Below are 19965 nucleotides of genomic sequence, written 5' to 3'. Positions count from 1 at the left end.
GGCGGTGCTGCGACCGCCCGCGCCGCGGCCCGCTTACTCCTCGTCCATCAACCGGACCTTGACCCGCTTGCCCTTGATCTTCCCCGCATTGAGCTTGCGCAGCGCGTCGTGCGCGACGCCGCGCTCGATCGCGACATAGGTCGAGAACTCGGTCACGTTGATCTTGCCGATTTGCTTGCCGTCGAATCCGGCGTCGCCGGTCAGCGCGCCGAGCACGTCGCCCGGGCGGATCTTGTCCTTGCGCCCGCCGAGGATCTGCAGCGTTTCCATCGGCGGCAGCAGCACGCTGTCGTCCGCCGGCTTCAGTTCAGCGAGCGGATGCCATTCGACCTCGCGCTTCTGCGCCTGTTCGATCGCGCCGACACGGCCCATCTCGTCCATGCTCGCGAGGCTCAGCGCCCAGCCGTCCTGATCCGCGCGGCCGGTGCGGCCGATGCGGTGTACGTGCACTTCGGGGTCGGGCGTCACGTCGACGTTGATCACCGCTTCGAGCTGTGCGATGTCGAGCCCGCGCGCGGCGACGTCGGTCGCCACCAGCACCGAGCAGCTGCGGTTCGCGAACTGGATCAGCACCTGATCGCGCTCGCGCTGGTCGAGCTCGCCGTGCAGCGCGAGCGCGTGGAAGCCTTGCGCGTGCAGCACGTCGAGCAGATCGCGGCATTGCTGCTTGGTGTTGCAGAACGCGATCGTGCTCACCGGCCGGTAGTGGTTCAGCAACTGGCCGACCGCATGCAGCCGCTCGTCCTCGGTCACTTCATAGAAGCGCTGGCGAATCTTGCTGTCGTCGTGGCGTTCCGCGAGCTTGATCTCCTTCGGATTGCGCAGGAACTGCTGGCTCAGCTTCGCGATGCCGTCCGGATAGGTCGCGGAGAACAGCAGCGTCTGACGCGTCGTCGGGCACATCCGGGCGACCTTCGCGATGTCGTCGAAGAAGCCCATGTCGAGCATCCGGTCGGCTTCGTCGAGCACCAGCGTGTTCAGCGCGTCGAGCTTCAGATTGCCGCGGTCGAGGTGATCCATGATGCGGCCCGGCGTGCCGACGACGATGTGCGCGCCGTGCTCGAGGCTCTGCGCCTGCGGACGCATCGGCGTGCCGCCGCACAGCGTCAGCACCTTCACGTTCTCCTCGGCGCGCGCGAGGCGGCGCACTTCCTGCGCGACCTGGTCGGCGAGCTCGCGGGTCGGGCACAGGATCATCGCCTGCACGTCGAAGCTGCGCGCATCGAGGCGAGCGAGCAGCGCGAGCGAGAACGCGGCGGTCTTGCCGCTGCCCGTCTTCGCCTGCGCGATCAGGTCCTGACCGGCCAGCGCGATCGGCAGGCTCGCGGCCTGGATCGGCGTCATGTCGACATAGCCGAGCTGCGCGAGGTTCGCGAGCGTGGCGGGCGTCAGCGGCAGCGCGCTGAACGGCGTGGCGGTCGGTTGGGTCAAGACAGGTCTCCGAGGTAGGGGCGGCCTTCCATCTGCTCGTAGACGACGTTGCCTTCGTCGTCCTCGAAGCGTTCGAGATAGTTGCGGGCGCCGCACAGCGGGCAGCGGAACAGCAGCCCCTGGCCTTCGTCCTTGATGACGACGTCGGACTGTTCCCACTGCGTGCCGCAGCTCTGGTTTCGGCAGGTAAACACGGTCTTTCTCCAGCTGAATTCGGTTGATGGCGCGCCCGGGCGGGCGCGGCCACGGCGGGCGGCGCTCGCGCGGCTCGGGCGCGGGCCGCACCGGCGGTGGCTCGGGTTGTGTCGATGCGGGTGATGGATCGGGCGGCGACGGGGTCGCGCGTGCCGCAATTCTAGCGGAAGCCGGTGCTCGCGCCCGGCGCGCACCAGGAAAAACGGCCGCCCCGGAGGGCGGCCGTGTCGGGCGGCATAACGGTGCCGCATGGGTGCCGCGCGGCTGTTGCGCGGCTGTTGCGCGGCGTCGGGCGCGTTTACAGCGCCATGTCGGCCGATGCCTTCGCCGGGCGGGCCGGCGCGTTGCCGGTGGCCTGCGACGGCGCGCCGAGGTCGATCTTCGGCGGCGGCGACAGTTGCAGCACGTCGCTCGTGTAGGTCCATTCCTCGACGACCTTCGCCGGGCTGTCGTTCAGCTTGGTGCCGTAGCTCGGCACGATCTGGCGGATCTTCTGCTGCCACTCGGGCGTCGCGACCTTGTCCTTGAACACCTTCTGCATCAGGTTCAGCATGATCGGTGCGGCGGTCGATGCGCCCGGCGACGCGCCGAGCAGACCGGCGATGCTGCCGTCCTGCGACGCGACGATCTCGGTGCCGAGCTTCAGCACGCCGCCCTTGACCGGGTCGCGCTTGATGATCTGCACGCGCTGGCCGGCCTGCCACAGGCGCCAGTCTTCCTTCTTCGCGTTCGGGAAGTATTCCTTCAGCGCGTTGAAGCGGTCGTCGTCGGTCAGCATCAGCTGGCCGGCGAGGTACTGCACCAGCGGGAATTCGTCGACGCCCACGCGCATCATCGGCGCGACGTTGTGCAGGTTGGTGCTCTTCGCGAGGTCGAAGTACGAGCCGTTCTTCAGGAACTTGGTCGAGAACGTCGCGAACGGCCCGAACAGGATGATCTTCTTGCCGTCAATGATCCGCGTGTCGAGGTGCGGCACCGACATCGGCGGCGAGCCGACCGACGCCTTGCCGTACGCCTTCGCGAGGTGCTGCTTCACGACTTCGGGGTTGTCGGTCACGAGGAACGAGCCGCCGACCGGGAATGCGCCGTAGTCCTTCGCCTCGGGGATGCCCGACGCCTGCAGCAGGTGCAGCGCACCGCCGCCCGCGCCGATGAACACGAACTTCGCGTCGACCGATTGCGGCGGTTCGTCGGAATGCAGCTTGACCCACGACACGTGCCACGTGCCGTCGGCGTTGCGCGTGATCTCGCGCACTTCGCTCGACAGCGACAGCGTGAAGTTCGGCTGCGTCTTCAGGTAGCCGACGAACTGGCGCGTGATCTCGCCGAAGTTCACGTCGGTGCCGATCGGCGTCCACGTCGCGGCCACCTTCTGGTTGCGGTCGCGGCCTTCCATCATCAGCGGCACCCACTGCTTGATCTGGTCGTAGTCTTCCGAATATTGCATCCCGCGGAACAGCGGGCTGGCCTGCAGCGCTTCGTAGCGCTTCTTCAGGAAGCGCACGTTGTCGTCGCCCCACACGAAGCTCATGTGCGGCGTGGAGTTGATGAATGAGTGCGGATTCTTCAGCACGCCTTGCTTGACCTGCCACGCCCAGAACTGGCGCGAGATCTGGAACGACTCGTTGATCTCGATCGCCTTCGAGATGTCGACCTTGCCGTCCGCCTTCTCCGGCGTGTAGTTCAGCTCGGCGAGCGCCGAGTGGCCGGTGCCGGCGTTATTCCAGCCGTTCGAGCTTTCCAGCGCGACGCCGTCGAGGCGTTCGACCATCGTCATCGACCAGTTGGGCTGGAGTTCGTGCAGCCAGACGCCGAGCGTCGAGCTCATGATGCCGCCGCCCACCAGCAGGACATCGACTTTCTTCGTATCGGCGGCGTGCGCCGACGATGTCGCGACGCACAGCGCGAGCGCCGACAGTATTACCCGTAACGTTTTGATCACAGCAGATCCCTTTTTCAACTTGGATGCATCGGTTTGCCATGCCGCCCGGCGCGCGGTTCCGTGGCGCCGGAACGCGGGTCCGGAGATTCGGACCGCGAATCCGGAATTCCGGATCGGCGCGGCGCGCCGTTGCATTTGCGCACGCGAAGCGATTCGGAAGGACACCTTCGGATCGGCTTCCCGCGGGCAGGCAAGCGCCTGCGTCGCGAGGGTGCGCCACGCGCCCGGGCCCGGGCGGCAAGCCTGAGCGGACGGCGCTTCAGGCTGCGTTGAAAGGGGCCGCGTGCGACGCGTTTTGCGGGGGCGGGGTGGCAAGGGGCGCGTAATATAACCGAACTCGGACAACGTGTCGCAGGCGGCGAATATCCCTGTTTTCGTGGGGTTTTTTGCGTGTCCGGGTTTCCGGAATGACGGTGCGCGACGCGGGAAAATCGATGGGGATCGGCGGGTCGAATGCGTGCGATGGAGGGGCCATGCACCAGACCGGAACATCATCGGATCGCGGCGTTGCACCGCGACCCGTTCACGCGCATCACTTCACTTCGTTCCGCCGTTCCGGCAGAACTGCTCGTAAGCCTGCGCCGAATTCGCGACCCCCCGCGCCTTCGCAAGTTCCCACGGACGCTCGCACTGCTGCGTCCGCTCGCACCACGCGTAGCCGGCCGAGCCGATGCAGCCGTGCGCGTCGCGATCGCCGCCGACCAGCGGCGGGGCCACTGGCGCGGCATTATCGGCCGGTGCCGAAGCAGCAGCCGGCGCGGACGATTGCGCCGCACAGGCGCTCAATGCGAATGCGCAGGCGATCGCGGCGGCAAACGACGCGGTGGGAAAGTAACGTTTCATCGGGTAGCGCTCCATGGGATGACGATCGACGACGGATGCCCGTGTGTGGGCGCCTGAAAGGCATGAACGGTCACGCGTCCGGCACCGGCACGCGTGACGAGAACTTCACTTCGCGCAACGCGAGACTCGACTGAATCGACGATACGCCGACCTGCTTCCTCTGCACGCGCTCGAGGCACCCGGCGAAGGTGCTGGCCGCGATGCCGGTCACAGTCTATCGCGGCGCGATCGGCGAAACGCGCATCACGCCGCGGGGCGACCTGAAGCACGGCGCGATCTCGGTGTTCACCTGCAAGAGCGGCAGGAAGGTGCTGCTCGACATCGTCTGGATGTAACGTCGCAGCGGGGCGCGTCCCGCGCCGCGCAGCCTTACGAAACTCGCACGCGCGTATCGTCCGCGCGGCGTGCCGCGTCGTGCACGATGTGCAGCTCCCGTGTGCGGATCGGCAGCGCGCAATCCGCGTCGGCGAGCGTCTTGCGCACCTGGCGCGCGAGGCGCCAGCGCATCGTCCAGAACTTGTCGGTATGCGTCCACACGCGCATGTTCGCGACGGCCGTGCTGTCGTCGAAGCGCATCACCATCACGTCCGGCGCGGGGTCCTGCAGCACGTCGGGATCGGCCACGGCCAGCGCATGCAGCGCAGCGAGCGCGCGATCGATATCGTCGTGCACGGACACTTCCACTTCGAGATCGAGGCGGCGCGTCGGGTTGCGCGTGTAGTTGCGGATCGAGCTGCCCCACAGCGCGCTGTTCGGCACGTACTCGCAGATGCCATCCGGCTTCGTGAGGCGCGTCATGAAGAGCCCGACCTCTTCGACGGTGCCCGCGACGCCTGAGCCGCCGTCGATGTAGTCGCCGACCTTGAACGGCCGCAGCAGCAGAAGCATGATGCCGGCCGCGATGTTCTGCATCGTGCCCTGCAGCGCGAGCCCGATGGCCAGCCCGGCCGCGCCGAGCACTGCGACGATGCTCGCGGTTTCGATGCCGAGCTGCGACAGCGCGCCGACGATCGCGACGATGCGGATGCCCCATACCGCGACGTCGCAGAGGATCGGCCGCAGCGTGTCGTCGACGCGCTCCTTGTTCGAGAGCAGCCGGTTCAGCCAGTTGCCGACGCGTTTCGACAGCCACCAGCCGGCGACGAGCAGCGCCAGGGCGGCGGACAGCTTGAGGGAGAGGGTGGACAACGCGTTCCACAGGAACGTCCAGCGTTCCGGATGAAGTTGATCGAGAAACATGACGGGATTCCGGTGTTGAAGACACAGTGCGCGGCGCGTGTCGCGCGCCGGCAGCCCTCGACTGTACACGGCGCGGCGGGTTTCGCGCGAATGCATGGCGTCCCGGCGGCATTGTTTTAGTACGAGTATTAAGCGGCATTCTTAACAAATAAGACGAGTCCTATTTAGCCGTTTCGACCACGCCGATACACTCGCTGTCGAGTAGCCGGATCGCGACGATCGTTCCTCAGCGATGTCCGGTTCTTTCCCGATTTTTCATTGAATAGCGAGTGACGACGTCATGCGGTCAGACCTGCGTTTCCGTGTCGCACGCGAGCAAGGTCGACCCGCGTCACGCGGCGTTCACCGTTTTCCGATGGGTCGTGCGTTCCTGCGCGGCATCGTCGCGGCGGCGTGCGTGGCCGGCGCACAGGGCGCGGCAGCGCAGGCGTTTCACGACGCCGCGCCGGCCGCGCCCGCGACGGCGGAAACCACCGATCTTGGCGACGTGCCTTTCTTCAATTCCGCGCGCACGACGTGGGGCGGCCTGCGTGCATCGTCCGCCGCGCCGCTCGACGTCGCTTATGCATCGCATGCGTGGAACGTGTCGGCAGGCACCGGGCGCGACGATCCGGTGGTGCGCTTCGGCGCCTGCGTTGCATATCGCGTGCTGTGCGATACCGCGCGCGGTGCGGTCGAACGCGGCTATGCGGCGCGGTTCGATTACGGGCTGGCGTCGGCGCTGCCCGCGACGGGTGCGCAGCCGGCGTTCGCGCACGGTCCGGTCGATCTGGCCTCCGCCGAGCCGTTCACGCTCGCGCAGCCGGATCGCGGCACGCGCGCCGGCGCGATCGTCGGCAGCCTGCACGCGTCGCTGGCGCGCGCCGATCTGCCGGCCGGCGTCGCCGCGCAGATCGCCCACATGCTGGCCGGGCGCATCGATCCGACGCAGCGCGGCGCGCAGGGCGACACCTTCCGCGTGGCATTCGAGCCGGACCATGGCGCAACGCGGCCGGGCCGCGTACGCGTGACGGCGCTCGATGTCCGCTTTCGCGGGCAGCGCGTCGCGGCCGTGTGGTTCGCCGCGCAGGCCGGCTCGCCGGGCGCCTATTACGAGTTTGACGGCATGCCGCTCGCCGGCGCACGCTTCGCGATGCCGGTCGCCGCGACGCGCATCAGCTCGCTGTTCGGCGCGCGCGTGCATCCGGTGAGCGGTGCGCGTCACGTGCATTCGGGCGTCGATCTCGCGGCGCCGGCGGGCCGCGCCGTTCATGCGTCGGAGCGCGGCGTCGTGACGTTCATCGGCACCGAGCCGCGCGGCTATGGCAAGTACGTGGTGATTCGTCATGACGGCGGTTACGCGTCGTACTACGCGCACCTGTCGGCGTTCGAGCCGACGTTGCGAACCGGCGCGCGCGTGACGCGCGGTCAACGCGTCGGCGCGGTCGGCAGCACGGGAACGGCGACCGGCCCGCATCTGCACTTCGAGGTGCGCCGGCATGCGCGCCTCGTCGATCCGATCGAGCTCGTGCACGCAGCCAGAGCGGCGAAACTGAAGGGTGCGCAACGCGTGGCGTTCAACCGCGTGGCGCGTGATGCGCGCATTCAGCTAGCATCGGCCACTTGGGCGCAACCCGTGGCGATGTCGACGCGCTCCGCATCCCATGCGGGCTGACCGCTAGCAGTTGCCCGCTCCTCGATGCTGGCCGCAATGGCCGGCATCGTTGCATGGGCCAACCGACACCCGCCGTCTCGGCATGCGCGCAACGACGCTGCGCGCGCGGCCGGACTGGTCCTACACCCCGTTGACGATTTCAGCCTGGTCTGATGGTTCCGCTTTTGCCCCGTCGCTAAGATTTTCGGATGCAACGCGCGTGGCGATTCCCACAGCGGGTCATCGCGACCGCGTTCGTACCTCAATCCACTCGATCGTGCGCACCCGGCGGCGCTCGTGAGCGCGGCCGCGCGCTTCATGCATAGACGACCGCGCTGGGCAAAACATGGCGCGGCACGCACGACGACACAACGGGATGAAAACCATCTATGTCAAAACTGGATTTCAGGTCGACACGCACGTGGGGGGCGCTGGCGGCGCACTGACGTCGACCCTTGCGTGGACGGCCGGCTGGATTGGTTCGCGCACGACCAGCGTATCGCTGGTATCGGAAACCCCGCAGCCGTTTCCGCCCGGCTTTCGCCGCGCGCACGGCAAGGGCGTCTGCTTCGTCGGCACGTTCCGTCCCGACCGCGCGGCGGTGCCGTTGTCGACCGCGCGTGTCTTCACGCAGGCGGACATCCCGGTCGTCGGACGACTCTCGATCGGCACCGGCAGCCCGTACGCGGCCGACAACTCCACGACGACGCTGAGCATGGCTCTGCTGCTGACGACCGATGACAAGCAGCAATGGCGCATGGCGATGAACAACCAGCCGTACTTCGCGACACACGAACCGGAGGGCTTTCTGGCCATGCAGCAGGCGACCGCGCCTGACCCGGCCACGGGCCAGCCAGACCCGGCGCGGGTGTCCGCGTTCCTGAAAGCGTACCCGGAGGCGGAGAAGTTCATGAAATGGGCGGCGCAGGAACCGGCTCCGGGCAGTTTCGCGGGCGCGACGTTCTACAGCGTCAATGCCTTCTATCTCGTGGCCGCCGACGGACACCGGCAGCCGGTGCGCTGGATGATGCGCCCGCATGACCCGTTCATGCCGATGAGCGATGCGCAGCGGCAGAAGGCCGACCACGACTTCCTGTTCGAAGGCGTGCGCGAGCGGCTCGCGCGCAAGCCGCTCCATTGGGACTACGTGTTGCAACTCGCGCAGCCGGGCGATCCGGTCGACGACGCGTCGCAGCCGTGGCCGGCCGATCGCAAGCAACTCGTCGCCGGCACGCTGGAAATGACGCGTGTCGTCGAACAGGCCGAGGGCGCGTGTCGCGACATCAACTTCGATCCGTCGATCGTGCCCGCGGGCGTCGCGGTGTCGAACGATCCGATCCTGAACGCGCGCTCGGGAGCGTACGCGCATTCGTTCAATCGCCGCGAACGCGAAATCGGCTACGGCAAGGCGACCGAGGCAGTCGGCAAGCAGGGGGTCAAATGAATACGCACAAGCTGGCGAGCGGTGGCGCGCCGCACCATTTCAACGCGCTGGCGCGCGGTCTGCACTGGCTGATGGCCGCGATGATCCTGGCCATGCTGTTCATCGGCGCCGGCATGATGACGTCGTTGCATCACCGGATCTGGCTGATCGACCTGCATCGGCCGCTGGGTATCGCGATCCTTGTGCTGGCGCTGCTGCGCGTCGCGAATCGGGTGCGCAGCCGGCCGCCGGCACTGCCGGCTAGTCTGCCGTATTGGCAGGTGCTCGCAGCGAAAGCGTCCCACTGGGCACTGTATGTGCTGATGCTGGCATTGCCGCTGATCGGCTGGGCCTTGTTGTCGGCGGGCGGTTTCCCGATTGTCCTGTTCAAGGGCGTCAACCTGCCTGCGATCGTACCGGCCAGTCCGACGCTCTTTGCATGGTTGCGCGATGCGCATGGCCTGTTGGCGCGACTGCTGTTCGTCGTCGTGCTGGCCCTTCTGTCGGCTGCCCTGGTTCATGCGTGGATTTACCGGGACGGCGTTTTTTCCAGCATGGCACGTGGTGGACGGCAACGCGGTTAAGTAGCCCGTCGTTCGATCGTCGGCGGAGTGCGTCGCATGGCGGCTTCGACGGCGGCCGTCCAGCTATCCGGAACATCTGCTGGCGGGATCGTCGAGCGCATCGACGAACACCTCTGGCCATGTAGTCGTCCAAAAGCGGGTGGCATTGCTTCGTGCAAGGCAACATGGCCGAATTGTCCATGTTGCCTTGCACGGCCCGTGCGATTGCGGTATCGCGTCATATTTTCCGATTCGCCCGAATCTCGTCGTCACAACTTTCAGGAGTCTCGCGATAACCGGAAAATTAAACCGGTTCGCTCCGGTCCGCTTTCATGATGCCGGTGCCGCAGCATTTTCCGCGACGCAACAACGCGACCATTTTCCTTATTTCCCGTTCCGCAATGAATTGCCACGTGATTTCCGATATCACGCCAATGGATCTTGCGATTATTTCAAGACAGGTGATATAACCCGTTTCACGCACCGATTTGCAGCAATAACGTCACCAATAAATGCGAGCGGAAAAATGAAAAGAAAGGCGCGGAACCTGGGTTTGGGTGGAATGGCGATTCTGACCGGCGCGGTGCCGGTCAGTGCGTATGCGGTGTGCTCGGCCACCGCGCCGGGCAGCGGCACGACGGTGACGTGTACCGGCGCGAATGCGCCGTCGGTCGTGGCCACGGCCGGCAGCACCGGTGTGACGATCAACCTCGATTCGACCGTGACGGGCAGCTACGTGCTGACGTCCGCGCCGACGCCGTTCTCGGTCGACACGTCGAGCACGATCACCAACAACGGCAGCCTGTCGATGTCCGGCAACGGCACGGGCGTCGCGAACCGCGGCGCGGTGCTGCTCGGCGTGAACAACGGCAACACGCTCACCAATGCGGCGACCGGCGTGATTTCGACGTCGGGCACCTACAACGACGGGATGGCCGCGAACGGCAACAACAATACGCTGGTCAACAACGGCACGATCACGACCACCGGCAACAACGCGTACGGGATGACGGCCGCGTGGGGGCAAAGCAATCCCGGCGCATCGGGCAACCAGATCGTCAACACGGGCACCGTGACGACGTCCGGCAACAACGCGCGCGCCGCGTCGCTGCTCGGCGGCAATGGCACGATCACCAACAGCGGCACGCTGACGTCGAACGGCCGCGATGCGCCGGCCGTCTACATGCAGGGCAACAACGACACGCTGGTCAACAGCGGCACGATCCAGACCACCGGCACCGCGACGAGCGGCGGCAGCGTCGACGCCGTCGTATCGAACACGCTCGGCAGTTCGTTCACCGCGACGATCACGAACCAGGCCGGCGGCCGGATCGTCAGCAACAACGGCATCGGCGTGCGCTCGACCAACGGCGCGACGACGATCACCAACGCGGGGCTGATCCAGGGCGGCGGCGGCACCGCGATCCAGGGCGGCAACGGCAACGTGACGCTGATCCTGCAGACGGGCTCGCAGATCGTCGGCACGGCCAACGGCGGCGCGGGCACCAACACCGTGACGCTGCAGGGCACCGGCACCGCGTCGAATGCGTTCACGAATTTCCAGCGCCTGACGATGGCCGGCACCGACTGGACGTGGGGCGGCACCGGCACGTTCTCGACCGCGCTCGTGCAGAGCGGCACGCTGAACCTCACGGGCACGCTCGGCACGACGACGGCGTCGGTCGTCGCGACCGTCAACGCGGGCGCGACGCTGCAGGCGAATGCGTCGAACCTGCCGCTGTCCGTCACCGACAACGGGCTGGTGCGCTTCCAGCAGGACAGCGCCGGAACGTACACGGGCACGATCGCCGGTGCGGGCGCGGTGGAGAAAACCGGCGCGGGCACGTTGACGCTCACGCCGTCCGCGGCGGGTGGCAATACGTATTCCGGCGGCACGACGATCACGCAAGGCACGCTGTCGGTCGCGGCGGACAACGCGCTCGGCGCTTCATCGGGAAGACTGACTTTCAACGGCGGCACGCTGCAGTTCGGCAGCGCGTTCAATCTCGCGTCGAGCCGCGCGATCTCGACCACTTCGAACAACAGCGCGATCGATACGCAGGGGTTCAACACGACGATCATGCAGGACATCACGGGTTCGGGCGGACTCACCAAGCTGGGAGACGGCACGCTGACATTGAATGGCGTACACAGCACGTATTCGGGCGGAACGAACGTGGCTGCCGGCACGCTCATTGTCGGTGATCTCGATGCGGCGGCGGGTCTGCGGGGCGGTGGCCCCTTGACCATTGCGCCCGGTGCGACGCTTGGCGGGTATGGCAGTGTGACGGGTAACGTGACGAACAATGGCACGATTTCAGTCGCGAATGCGCTGCCCAGTCTGGCCAGCAGTTTGCCGGGAGACTTCCGGATATTCGGAACCCTGACGAATGCGGGAGTTGTGGAGCTCCGTGGGCGCGTTGTCGGTAACGGATTGGCCGTGTCGGGCAATTATGTCGGGCAGAATGGAGCGGTCAACATGAATACGACGCTTGCCGGCGACGGTGCGCCATCGGACACGCTGCTGATCGGCGGTGTGCCGGCAGTGGCGACGGCAAGCGGCAAGACGACACTGAACGTAACGAACGTCGGTGGTGCCGGTGCGCTGACCAAGTCCGACGGTATTCGGTTGGTTTACGCCGTGAACTTTGCGAATACGGGTAACGCGTTTACGTTGGCGGGCGGTACGGTCAGCGCTGGCGCTTACTCCTATTATCTGGTGAAAGGCGGGGTTACCGCCTTGACGGGGGAGGACTGGTATCTGCGCAGCACGGTTCCTCCGCGGCCGGATCAGCCAACGCAGCAACCGCCATTCAGTGTTGCCGACGGTACGCCGGAATCGATCGTCGAGGCTGTCAAGAACGCGGCGCCCGACGCCAAGCCGGAACCTGTTTACCGTCCCGAAGTCCCGCTGTACTCGGAAGTGCCGGCTGTCGCGCGCCAGCTTGGATTGCTGCAGATCGATACCTTCCATGATCGCCAGGGCGAACAGGGACTGCTGGCCGAAAACGGCTCGGTGCCCGTGTCGTGGTCACGTGTATGGGGCGGCTACAGCAACATCAAGCAGAATGGCGATGTGACGCCGTCCTATGACGGAACGGTATGGGGGATGCAGGTCGGGCAGGATCTCTATGCGGACAACCGACCGAGCGGACACCGTAACCACTACGGCTTCTTCCTCGGATTCTCGCGCGCGATTGGGGACGTGAACGGTTTTGCGCTCGCGCAGCCGGATCTGGGCGTGGGTTCGCTGCAGGTGAATGCGTACAACCTCGGCGGATACTGGACACACATTGGCCCGGGCGGCTGGTATACGGACGCAGTGGTGATGGGAAGCGTGCTGACCGTACGCACGCATTCGAACAACAATGTGAGTGGTTCGACGGACGGCAACGCGGTCACCGGTTCGGTCGAAGCGGGCGTGCCGATCTCGCTCGGCTATGGGCTGACGCTGGAGCCGCAGGCGCAGTTGCTGTGGCAATGGCTGTCGTTGGCCCGATTCAACGACGGCGTGTCGGACGTCACGTGGAACAACGGCAACACGTTCCTCGGCCGGATCGGCGCGCGGCTGCAATACGCGTTCGATGCGAACGGCGTGAGCTGGAAGCCGTACTTGCGCGTGAACGTGCTGCGTTCGTTCGGCAGCGATGACAGGACGACGTTCGGCGGCTCGACGACGATCGGCACGCAAGTCGGGCAGACGGCCGGGCAGATCGGCGCGGGGCTCGTCGCGCAGCTGACGAAGCGCGGCAGCGTGTATGCGACGGTCAGCTACCTGACGAACCTCGGTGGCGAGCATCAGCGCACGATCACTGGTAATGCCGGCGTCCGGTGGGCGTGGTGATTCGACGGGCGAGGATGCGCGGAGCGATCGGCCTTGGCGCGTATCGTCGCGGCCGATCGCATCATTGCGGCGCGGGCCGGGGGCTCGCAGATGACGGACGCTCGCCGGCCCATCGCCACGCCGGGCGGCGTGGCGACGCGCGTCAGGCTGCCGCGACTCAACCCAGCGGCCAGTTCAGGATCGCAATCCCGTCGTTGTAGTCGCCGTCGCCGCCATCTTCCGATCCGACCAGCCCGAAGTAGGTCTTCTTGAAGATGTCGACCTGACGCGAGCCGATCTTCGACGGCTTGCCGTTCGCCGTCACGACTACCCGCACCTTCCCCTTGCCGGAGTTCACGATCTGCGTGTTCAGGTTCGCGTCCTGAGTGCCGGCGCCCTGGAACGTCGCGGCGGGTTTCGGATTGTCGTCGACGAAGACCTCGATCGTCTGCGGGGCGGACGAATTGACCAGCGCGGTCACGCCGAATGCGATGTTCGGCGGCAGGTTGAAGACGCCGTCGCGTTCACCGCCGCCGGTCGGTACGGGCGCGGGCTGCACGGGTTGCGGTGTCGCTTTCGAGAAGTAATTGACCACCGCGCCGACGCCGAACTTCGCCGCGGCACCGGGCAACACGCCCGGCGCGCCGGCCCACGTCACCGTGCAGGCAACGACCTCGCCTGCCGCATCGGTTTTCACCTTGTTCTGCCAACTGCCGACGTCGAAGCTGTACGGGATCGTCGCGATATCGACGAACACGTCGTATTGCGGCAGTTTCTCGACGAGCTGCGCGGTCATGAACTGACGCATCCGGTCGAGCACGGCCTGATCGCCGTTGGCCTGCACGGCAGTGGCGTCGTTGCCCGCGAGTTGCAGCAGCGCGTACAGGTCGTCGTGGGTAAAGGGTTGTGACATGTCGTCCTCGTCTGAATGGAAGGTTCCGCATCGCGTGACCGGCGAACGGATTTCACCGGACCGCGCGCGGTGTACAGCAGTGGGACTGCAAATGATTTATCGAGCGACGCGCAATGCGTGGCGGGCCCCGTCGCCATTGCGATGTTTCGTGACGGCCGTCGATCAACCCAGCGGCCAGTTCAGGAACACGATGCCGTCGTTGTAATCGTCGTCGGCGCCGTCTTCCGATCCGACGATCCCGAAGTACGACTTCTTGAAAATGTCGACCTGTCGCGAACCGAGCCGAGACGGCTTGCCGTTCGCCATCACGATTACGCGTACGCGACCGTTGCCGGAATCGAGCACCTTCGTGCCGAGGTTCTGGTCCTGTGCGCCGGCGCCCTTGAACGTCGCGGCCGGCTTCGGGTCGTCGTCGATGTAGATGTCGATCGTCTGGTCGTTCGCCGCGTGGGTGAGCGCGGTCACGCCGAACTTGATGTGCGGCGGGAGATTGAACGTGCCGTCGCGTTCGCCGCCGCCGATGTTGCCGGCCCCGGTGCCACCGGTTTCGGCGCCCTGGTTCCCGCCGCCTTGCGACGACGAGGGCGCGGCCGTTTCCCCGATCGCTGACAGGCTCGCGTACGAATCGATGTGCATCGCGCTGCCGCGCACGCTTTTCCACTGGCCCTTCACGAACGTGACGCCGCTGCCGACGTCGATCGTCGCGACGAGCGTGAACGGCATGCGGCCGGTGCTTTCGGGCACTTTCGACGAATACGTGAAGCAGCCGTCCGCGACGACGCCCTGGTTCGTCGCGATCGCGAAATAGATGCCGGGGAAGTTGTTGCCGGTCGCGTAAGGCGTCGGCACGTTGAGGATGACCTGTAGTTTCCCGTCGCGAATCCCGGCCTTCGCGATGTCGATGTAGAGGCCGGGGATGTCGACGTAAGCCTCCGACGTCGCGACGGGCGCGCTAACGATCGAAGCGGAAAGGAGCGGCATGGAAGTCTCCGGTGATGAGGCGGTTCGGGATGGGGCGAGTCCGCTTAACGCGGCGCCAACCCGCCAGCCGCCACGGAGGCGGCCGGCGGCGATTGGTGGTCGGTCCGTGTCAGATCAGCCGATCGGCCACTGGAGCACGACGATCCCGTCGTTGTAGTCGCTGTCGTGGCCGTCTTCCGACACGACGATCCCGAAGTTGACCGTGAACGGCGAGCCGTCCGACTTCTTGCCGTTGATCGGCGCGAGGCGCGCGTCGGTCGCCGACGGCTTGCCGTTCACCGACACTTCGAAACGGATCTTGCCGTTGCCGGAATTGAGCGTGGCTTCGCGCGGGCCGTCGCGCGTCGTCAGCTTGTGATACGCGGCGGGTTCCTGGCTGTCGCCGATAAACAACTTGATGTGCTGTTGCTCGGCTGCATTCGCGAAGAAAATCGCGCGGAAATCGGTATTCGGCGGAATCGAAAACTCGCCGGCGCGGTTGGATGACGTTTGAGAGTCGGCCATGCTGTTCTCCTGTGGCTTGTTAGGTAAGGCCAAGGGCCTTGTCGCGCAAACGTTTGCCGTTTGAAATGCGACATGGCGAGCATGACGAAAAATAAATAAAAAAATATTCAGATGAGAATGGGTATTGTTCAGTAATTCGAAAAGCAGCGCTAATCGATTTAATGAAACATGCTTAATGAGGCGGATTTAGATATATTCAGGAAACTATATCGATGCGTGTATCGCTTTCCTGAATGATGCGCGAGCGCAACGCGAAGGTGGGGTAGGAGAGGCGGGGGGCAATCGGACTTCGGAGCAGACGCTCGGCGTTCGCATATGGCAGCGTTTCGTTTCAACATCAGCATCTCTGTCGTGGCCGCGCCCACCGGCCACCGTCGAACGCCCACACCGAAGCCCGATTGCAAGGAGGGGTGTGCGGCGCCGGCGAAGAGGATGGACCGACTCACTCCGAACATGAATAGGGCCTCACCGGCGCCGCACCCGTGAAGCATATCGACGGGGCAAGCCGCCGCCTATCAGACGGGACTGATTCTGCGCAAACGCGCGCATCGGGGGACGGAGCGGGATGGATGCGTACCTGGTTGACAGCCGTGGTCACCCTGTGATTTGATGCCGGTCATGCACGCCGCCCAGTTCCTCTTCTCGCTACGACTACTAGCCCGCTTCTCCGGGCTGGGTCTGCGGCTGCGCGCTTTCCATCTGCTTCTTTCCTGAAGCGCCAGATTTTCCCCGCATCACCGACCTGGCCCCGGTTGTCGACCGGCGCCTGAGTTCGTCTTTCTTCCGTCACCACTCCGCTCCGTCCCGGTCGCTCAACCGCCAAGGCCGTCGTTTGCCGTACCGCTTTGCCGTTGTGCTGCTTTTTTGCCGTTTTCACCGCTGCGCACGTCGCCGGCTCCTGATGCCGATGGCTGCCGCGCCGCGCTTCACCGACAAACAGACCGAGGACCGACATCATGATGCTTAAGAACCCCGCGACGAAATACCGACCGTTCACGCCCGTCAACCTGCCCGACCGCACGTGGCCGTCGCGCACGATCACGCAGGCGCCGATCTGGATGAGCACCGACCTGCGCGACGGCAACCAGGCGCTGTTCGAACCGATGGACGCCACGCGCAAGATGCGGATGTTCAAGACGCTGGTGGCGATCGGCTTCAAGCAGATCGAGGTCGCGTTCCCGTCCGCGTCCGAAACCGATTTCAATTTCGTCCGCGAACTGATCGAGGGCGGCCACATTCCCGACGACGTGACGATCGAAGTGCTGACGCAGGCGCGCGACGACCTGATCGAGCGCACCTTCGCATCGCTGCGCGGCGCGAAGCGCGCGATCGTGCACCTGTACAACGCGACCGCGCCGGAATTCCGCAAGATCGTGTTCACCCTCGATCGCGACGGCGTGAAGCAGCTGGCGGTGAACGCGGCGCGCACGATCAAGCGGTGCGCCGATGCGGCGACCGACACGCAATTCACGCTGCAGTACAGCCCGGAAACGTTTACCGCGACCGAACTCGATTTCGCGAAGGAAGTGTGCGACGCGGTGTTCGACGTGTGGCAGCCGACGCCCGAGCGCAAGTCGATCGTGAACCTGCCGGCCACGGTGGAAATCGGCACGCCGAATTACTACGCCGACCAGATCGAGTGGATGCACCGCAACCTCGCGCGCCGCGATTCGCTGATCCTGTCGGTGCACCCGCACAACGACCGCGGTACCGCGGTCGCGGCGGCCGAACTCGCGGTGATGGCCGGCGCCGACCGGATCGAGGGCTGCCTGTTCGGCAACGGCGAACGCACCGGTAACGTCGATCTCGTGACGCTCGCGCTGAACCTGTACACGCAGGGCGTCGATCCGGGCCTCGATTTCTCGCAGATCAACGAAGTCGCGCGCACGTCCGAGGAGTGCACGCAGTTGCCGGTCCACCCGCGTCATCCGTATGTCGGCGACCTCGTGTTCACCGCGTTCTCCGGCTCGCACCAGGACGCGATCAAGAAGGGCTTCGCGGTACAGCGCGCCGACACCGTATGGGAAGTGCCGTACCTGCCGATCGATCCGAACGATCTCGGCCGCACGTACGATTCGATCATTCGCGTGAACAGCCAGTCGGGCAAGGGCGGCATCGCGTACCTGCTCGAACAGGGCTATGGCGTCGCGCTGCCGCGCCGCATGCAGGTCGATTTCAGCGCGGCCGTGCAGCGCCTGACCGACGAGAGCGGGCACGAGGTGACGAGCGCGCAGATCTGGGCGCTGTTCCAGCAGGAATACGTCGAAAGCGACACGCCGCTGCGTTACGTCAGCCATGAGCTGACCGAGCGCGACGGCCGCGAGACGATCGTGCTGACCGCCGACGTGCACGGCGAGCGCCGCGTGCTGCGTGGGGAAGGCAACGGCCCGCTCGACGCGCTGATGCATGCATTGCACACGCCGCTGCGGATCCAGCATTACGAGGAACGCGCGCTGTCGCAGGGCGCCGATGCGAAGGCGATCGCGATCGCCGAGCTGGCCGGTACGGGCGTGCGCGGCAGCGCGTTCGGTGTCGGCGTCGATGCGAACCTGACGACGGCGTCGATTCGTGCGGTGATCAGCGGCGTGAACCGCGCGTATGCCCGTGCGGATGAAGTTGTGCAGGCAACCTTCTTTGCCGGACAGCCGGCGGTGCAGGCCGTCGCATAAGCGGGTCGAAACCCGGGCGGCAGGGCCGGCCCGGGTTTTCCTTTCAGATCACGGCGTGCGCGTGCGCGCCGTCAGGGCAGCAGCCCGAGCATCGCGGCCTTGGTGGCCGCATGCGTCTTGTTCATCGCGTCGAGCTTCACGACGGCGTTCTGCAGGTGGAACTTCACCGTCCGCTCCGCGATCCCGAAGATCATCCCGATCTCGTAGGCCGTCTTGCCGTCGGCCGTCCACGCCAGTACCTCGCGCTCGCGCAGCGTCAGCCCGGTGCCGACCGGCGCGATCGGATCGGCGAGGCGCGGCATCAGGTATGCGTGCGCCGCATGCGCGAGGCTCGCGCAGGGTGCGCGCAATCGCGAGATTTCATCCGCGTCGAGCGGCGTCGTGTCGCGCACGAGCGTCAGCACGCCGAGATTGCCGGCCCGGTCGTAGCCGCCGTGCGACCAGCCGTAACGCATCCCGAAGCACGCCGCGTCGTGCCAGAACGCGGTGTCGCCCGGCTCGTCGAACGCATTCCATACGACCGGCCGCGGCTGGCTCGCGACCCGCTTGATGATCGGATCGATCGTCACGTAGCCGAATTTCACATAACGGTGTTCCCATTCGCGTGGATGATTGCCGACGATCTGCAGGTCGGGCCGGGCGAGCGGCAGCGTGCGGCGCAAGCCGTACACGCAATACCGGAACCCGAGCGCGGCCGCAGCGGCGGCAATCGGCGGAAACGCGGCTTCCGCGGTGGGCGCGCGTTGTAGTGCGTCGAAACAGTCGTGCAGTATTGTCAGGTCCATCGGTGATCCTCGTCGGTGTGGGCGGGCCGTGCATTGCGGCCCGCGCGTATCCTGTTCAAAAGGACAGTTTTGAGGCGAAGCCGACGCCGGTTTAATGGCGGCTGTTCGCACGACGGGCCCGCTTGTGCGGGCACTGTCCCCCCGTCGTTTCACGTGTTGCGGTACCCCTCCGGTTTCGTATCAGGACTGATCGACCATGACCAGCGTTCAAGACGTGCCTCTCCTCGCGCGCGCCGGTGCGCGCGCGTTCGCCTTCGGCGGGATCCGCGCGATCGAACCGCCCTGCGCGTCGGCTCCCGCCCGCGCGCTTGCTCACGAGTATGCCCCGCACGCGCATCAGGCCGGGCAACTATTGTTTACGACGCGCGGCGTATTGGTACTCGACGTCGAAGGCCAGCGCTGGATCACCCCGCCGCTGCGCGCGATCTGGATTCCGGCGCGCACCGTCCATGCGATGCGCGTGGCCGACGACGTCCAGCTCTGCTCGCTCTATCTCGGCGACGCGCTCAGCGCGCGGCTGCCGGCCACGCTGTGCGCGATGACGGTATCGCCGCTGCTGCGCGAACTCGCCACGCGCGTGTCGCATCCGTTCGATTGCAGCGTCGACCACGATCCGCTCGCGCGCCTGTTCGCCGACGAACTGAGCGAGCTCGCGCAGACGCCGCTCACGCTGCCGCTGCCGCGCGACCGGCGCTTGCTGAAGCTGTGCGAGCGGCTGCAGCGCGAGCCGCACTGCGAGTTGCCGCTCGACACGCTCGCGCGCGACGCCGCGCTGAGCGCGCGCCACCTGGCGCGCCTGTTTCGCAGCGAGACCGGCATGAGCGTGGCCGCGTGGCGTCAGCAACTGCGGCTGTCGATGTCGCTCGCGCTGCTCGCGAGCGGCATGCCCGTCACGCAGGCCGCGCATCAGGTCGGCTATCGCAGCCCGACCACCTATGCGGCCACCTTCAAGCGCGCGTTCGGCGTCACGCCGAGCCAGTACCTCGCTGCCGCGGAAGCGGCGGCGCGCTGAGCGCCGCCG

General features: G+C 66.1%; 16 protein-coding genes and 1 pseudogene. 7 read left to right on the top strand and 10 right to left on the bottom strand.

Going from position 1 to position 19965, the window contains the following annotated elements:
• Positions 1-33 precede the first annotated feature (33 nt).
• The 5 genes and pseudogenes from dbpA to AP428_RS36910 form a co-directional block, all read right to left on the bottom strand.
• Positions 34-1431: an ATP-dependent RNA helicase DbpA gene (gene dbpA / locus AP428_RS26280; protein ID WP_054928422.1), complete on the bottom strand. Its 1398-nt coding sequence runs from the start codon at positions 1429-1431 to the stop codon at positions 34-36.
• A complete protein-coding gene (locus AP428_RS26275) occupies positions 1428-1625 on the bottom strand; it encodes a hypothetical protein (RefSeq protein WP_006483193.1) in 198 nt (65 codons plus the stop codon). Before AP428_RS26275 ends, dbpA begins: the two co-directional genes overlap by 4 nt.
• A gap of 299 nt (positions 1626-1924) precedes the next feature.
• On the bottom strand, positions 1925-3568 hold the full coding sequence (mqo, locus tag AP428_RS26270; RefSeq protein ID WP_041489437.1) for a malate dehydrogenase (quinone): 1644 nt from the start codon (positions 3566-3568) through the stop codon (positions 1925-1927).
• A 537-nt stretch (positions 3569-4105) separates the two neighbouring features.
• Positions 4106-4411, bottom strand: a complete 306-nt coding sequence (locus AP428_RS26265; protein ID WP_041489500.1) for a hypothetical protein — start codon at positions 4409-4411, stop codon at positions 4106-4108.
• A 70-nt stretch (positions 4412-4481) separates the two neighbouring features.
• Positions 4482-4586 (bottom strand): annotated as a pseudogene (locus AP428_RS36910) (Lrp/AsnC family transcriptional regulator); the annotation flags it as partial.
• Positions 4587-4611: 25 nt separating this feature from the next.
• Between AP428_RS36910 and AP428_RS36905 the strand changes: the two are divergent.
• Positions 4612-4746, top strand: a complete 135-nt coding sequence (locus tag AP428_RS36905; protein WP_372237116.1) for a hypothetical protein — start codon at positions 4612-4614, stop codon at positions 4744-4746.
• 34 nt (positions 4747-4780) lie between these two features.
• Here AP428_RS36905 and AP428_RS26260 read toward each other — a convergent pair whose 3' ends face one another.
• Positions 4781-5650: a mechanosensitive ion channel family protein gene (locus tag AP428_RS26260; RefSeq protein ID WP_041489436.1), complete on the bottom strand. Its 870-nt coding sequence runs from the start codon at positions 5648-5650 to the stop codon at positions 4781-4783.
• Between the two features lie 280 nt (positions 5651-5930).
• Here AP428_RS26260 and AP428_RS26255 point away from each other — a divergent pair, with 280 nt between their 5' ends.
• From AP428_RS26255 to AP428_RS26240, 4 genes are all read left to right on the top strand, one after another.
• Positions 5931-7304 carry a M23 family metallopeptidase gene (locus tag AP428_RS26255; RefSeq protein WP_011548600.1) on the top strand — a complete coding sequence of 458 codons (1374 nt, stop codon included), beginning with the start codon at positions 5931-5933 and terminating at the stop codon, positions 7302-7304.
• A gap of 355 nt (positions 7305-7659) precedes the next feature.
• Complete coding sequence (locus tag AP428_RS26250; RefSeq protein ID WP_050809577.1) at positions 7660-8727, top strand: catalase family peroxidase; 1068 nt, start codon at positions 7660-7662, stop codon at positions 8725-8727.
• Positions 8724-9290, top strand: a complete 567-nt coding sequence (locus AP428_RS26245) for a cytochrome b (RefSeq protein ID WP_011548598.1) — start codon at positions 8724-8726, stop codon at positions 9288-9290. Before AP428_RS26250 ends, AP428_RS26245 begins: the two co-directional genes overlap by 4 nt.
• 541 nt (positions 9291-9831) lie before the next feature.
• Positions 9832-13113 (top strand): autotransporter outer membrane beta-barrel domain-containing protein, encoded by a 3282-nt coding sequence (locus AP428_RS26240; protein WP_011548597.1) that lies wholly within the window; start codon positions 9832-9834, stop codon positions 13111-13113.
• Between the two features lie 157 nt (positions 13114-13270).
• On the opposite strand, the gene AP428_RS26235 is transcribed toward AP428_RS26240, so the two are convergent.
• The 3 genes from AP428_RS26235 to AP428_RS26225 form a co-directional block, all read right to left on the bottom strand.
• Entirely contained in the window at positions 13271-14005 is a 735-nt protein-coding gene (locus AP428_RS26235; RefSeq protein WP_011548596.1) for a fucose-binding lectin II, read from the bottom strand.
• 162 nt (positions 14006-14167) lie between these two features.
• Positions 14168-14986: a fucose-binding lectin II gene (locus AP428_RS26230; RefSeq protein ID WP_011548595.1), complete on the bottom strand. Its 819-nt coding sequence runs from the start codon at positions 14984-14986 to the stop codon at positions 14168-14170.
• Between the two features lie 114 nt (positions 14987-15100).
• Positions 15101-15490, bottom strand: a complete 390-nt coding sequence (locus tag AP428_RS26225) for a fucose-binding lectin II (RefSeq protein ID WP_006479996.1) — start codon at positions 15488-15490, stop codon at positions 15101-15103.
• A 959-nt stretch (positions 15491-16449) separates the two neighbouring features.
• Here AP428_RS26225 and leuA point away from each other — a divergent pair.
• A complete protein-coding gene (gene leuA, locus AP428_RS26220; RefSeq protein WP_172593294.1) occupies positions 16450-18159 on the top strand; it encodes a 2-isopropylmalate synthase in 1710 nt (569 codons plus the stop codon).
• Positions 18160-18230: 71 nt separating this feature from the next.
• Here leuA and AP428_RS26215 read toward each other — a convergent pair whose 3' ends face one another.
• On the bottom strand, positions 18231-18944 hold the full coding sequence (locus tag AP428_RS26215) for an autoinducer binding domain-containing protein (RefSeq protein ID WP_011548593.1): 714 nt from the start codon (positions 18942-18944) through the stop codon (positions 18231-18233).
• A 196-nt stretch (positions 18945-19140) separates the two neighbouring features.
• Between AP428_RS26215 and AP428_RS26210 the strand changes: the two genes are divergently transcribed.
• Positions 19141-19956, top strand: a complete 816-nt coding sequence (locus tag AP428_RS26210) for a helix-turn-helix transcriptional regulator (protein ID WP_006479993.1) — start codon at positions 19141-19143, stop codon at positions 19954-19956.
• The last annotated feature ends 9 nt before the right edge of the window (positions 19957-19965 follow it).

The organism is Burkholderia sp. E168m22 (assembly GCF_001319805.1).
Taxonomy (GTDB): Bacteria; Pseudomonadota; Gammaproteobacteria; order Burkholderiales; family Burkholderiaceae; genus Burkholderia; species Burkholderia orbicola.
The sequence above is the reverse complement of the archived record's forward strand: the minus strand, read 5'-3'. Positions and strand labels throughout refer to the sequence as shown.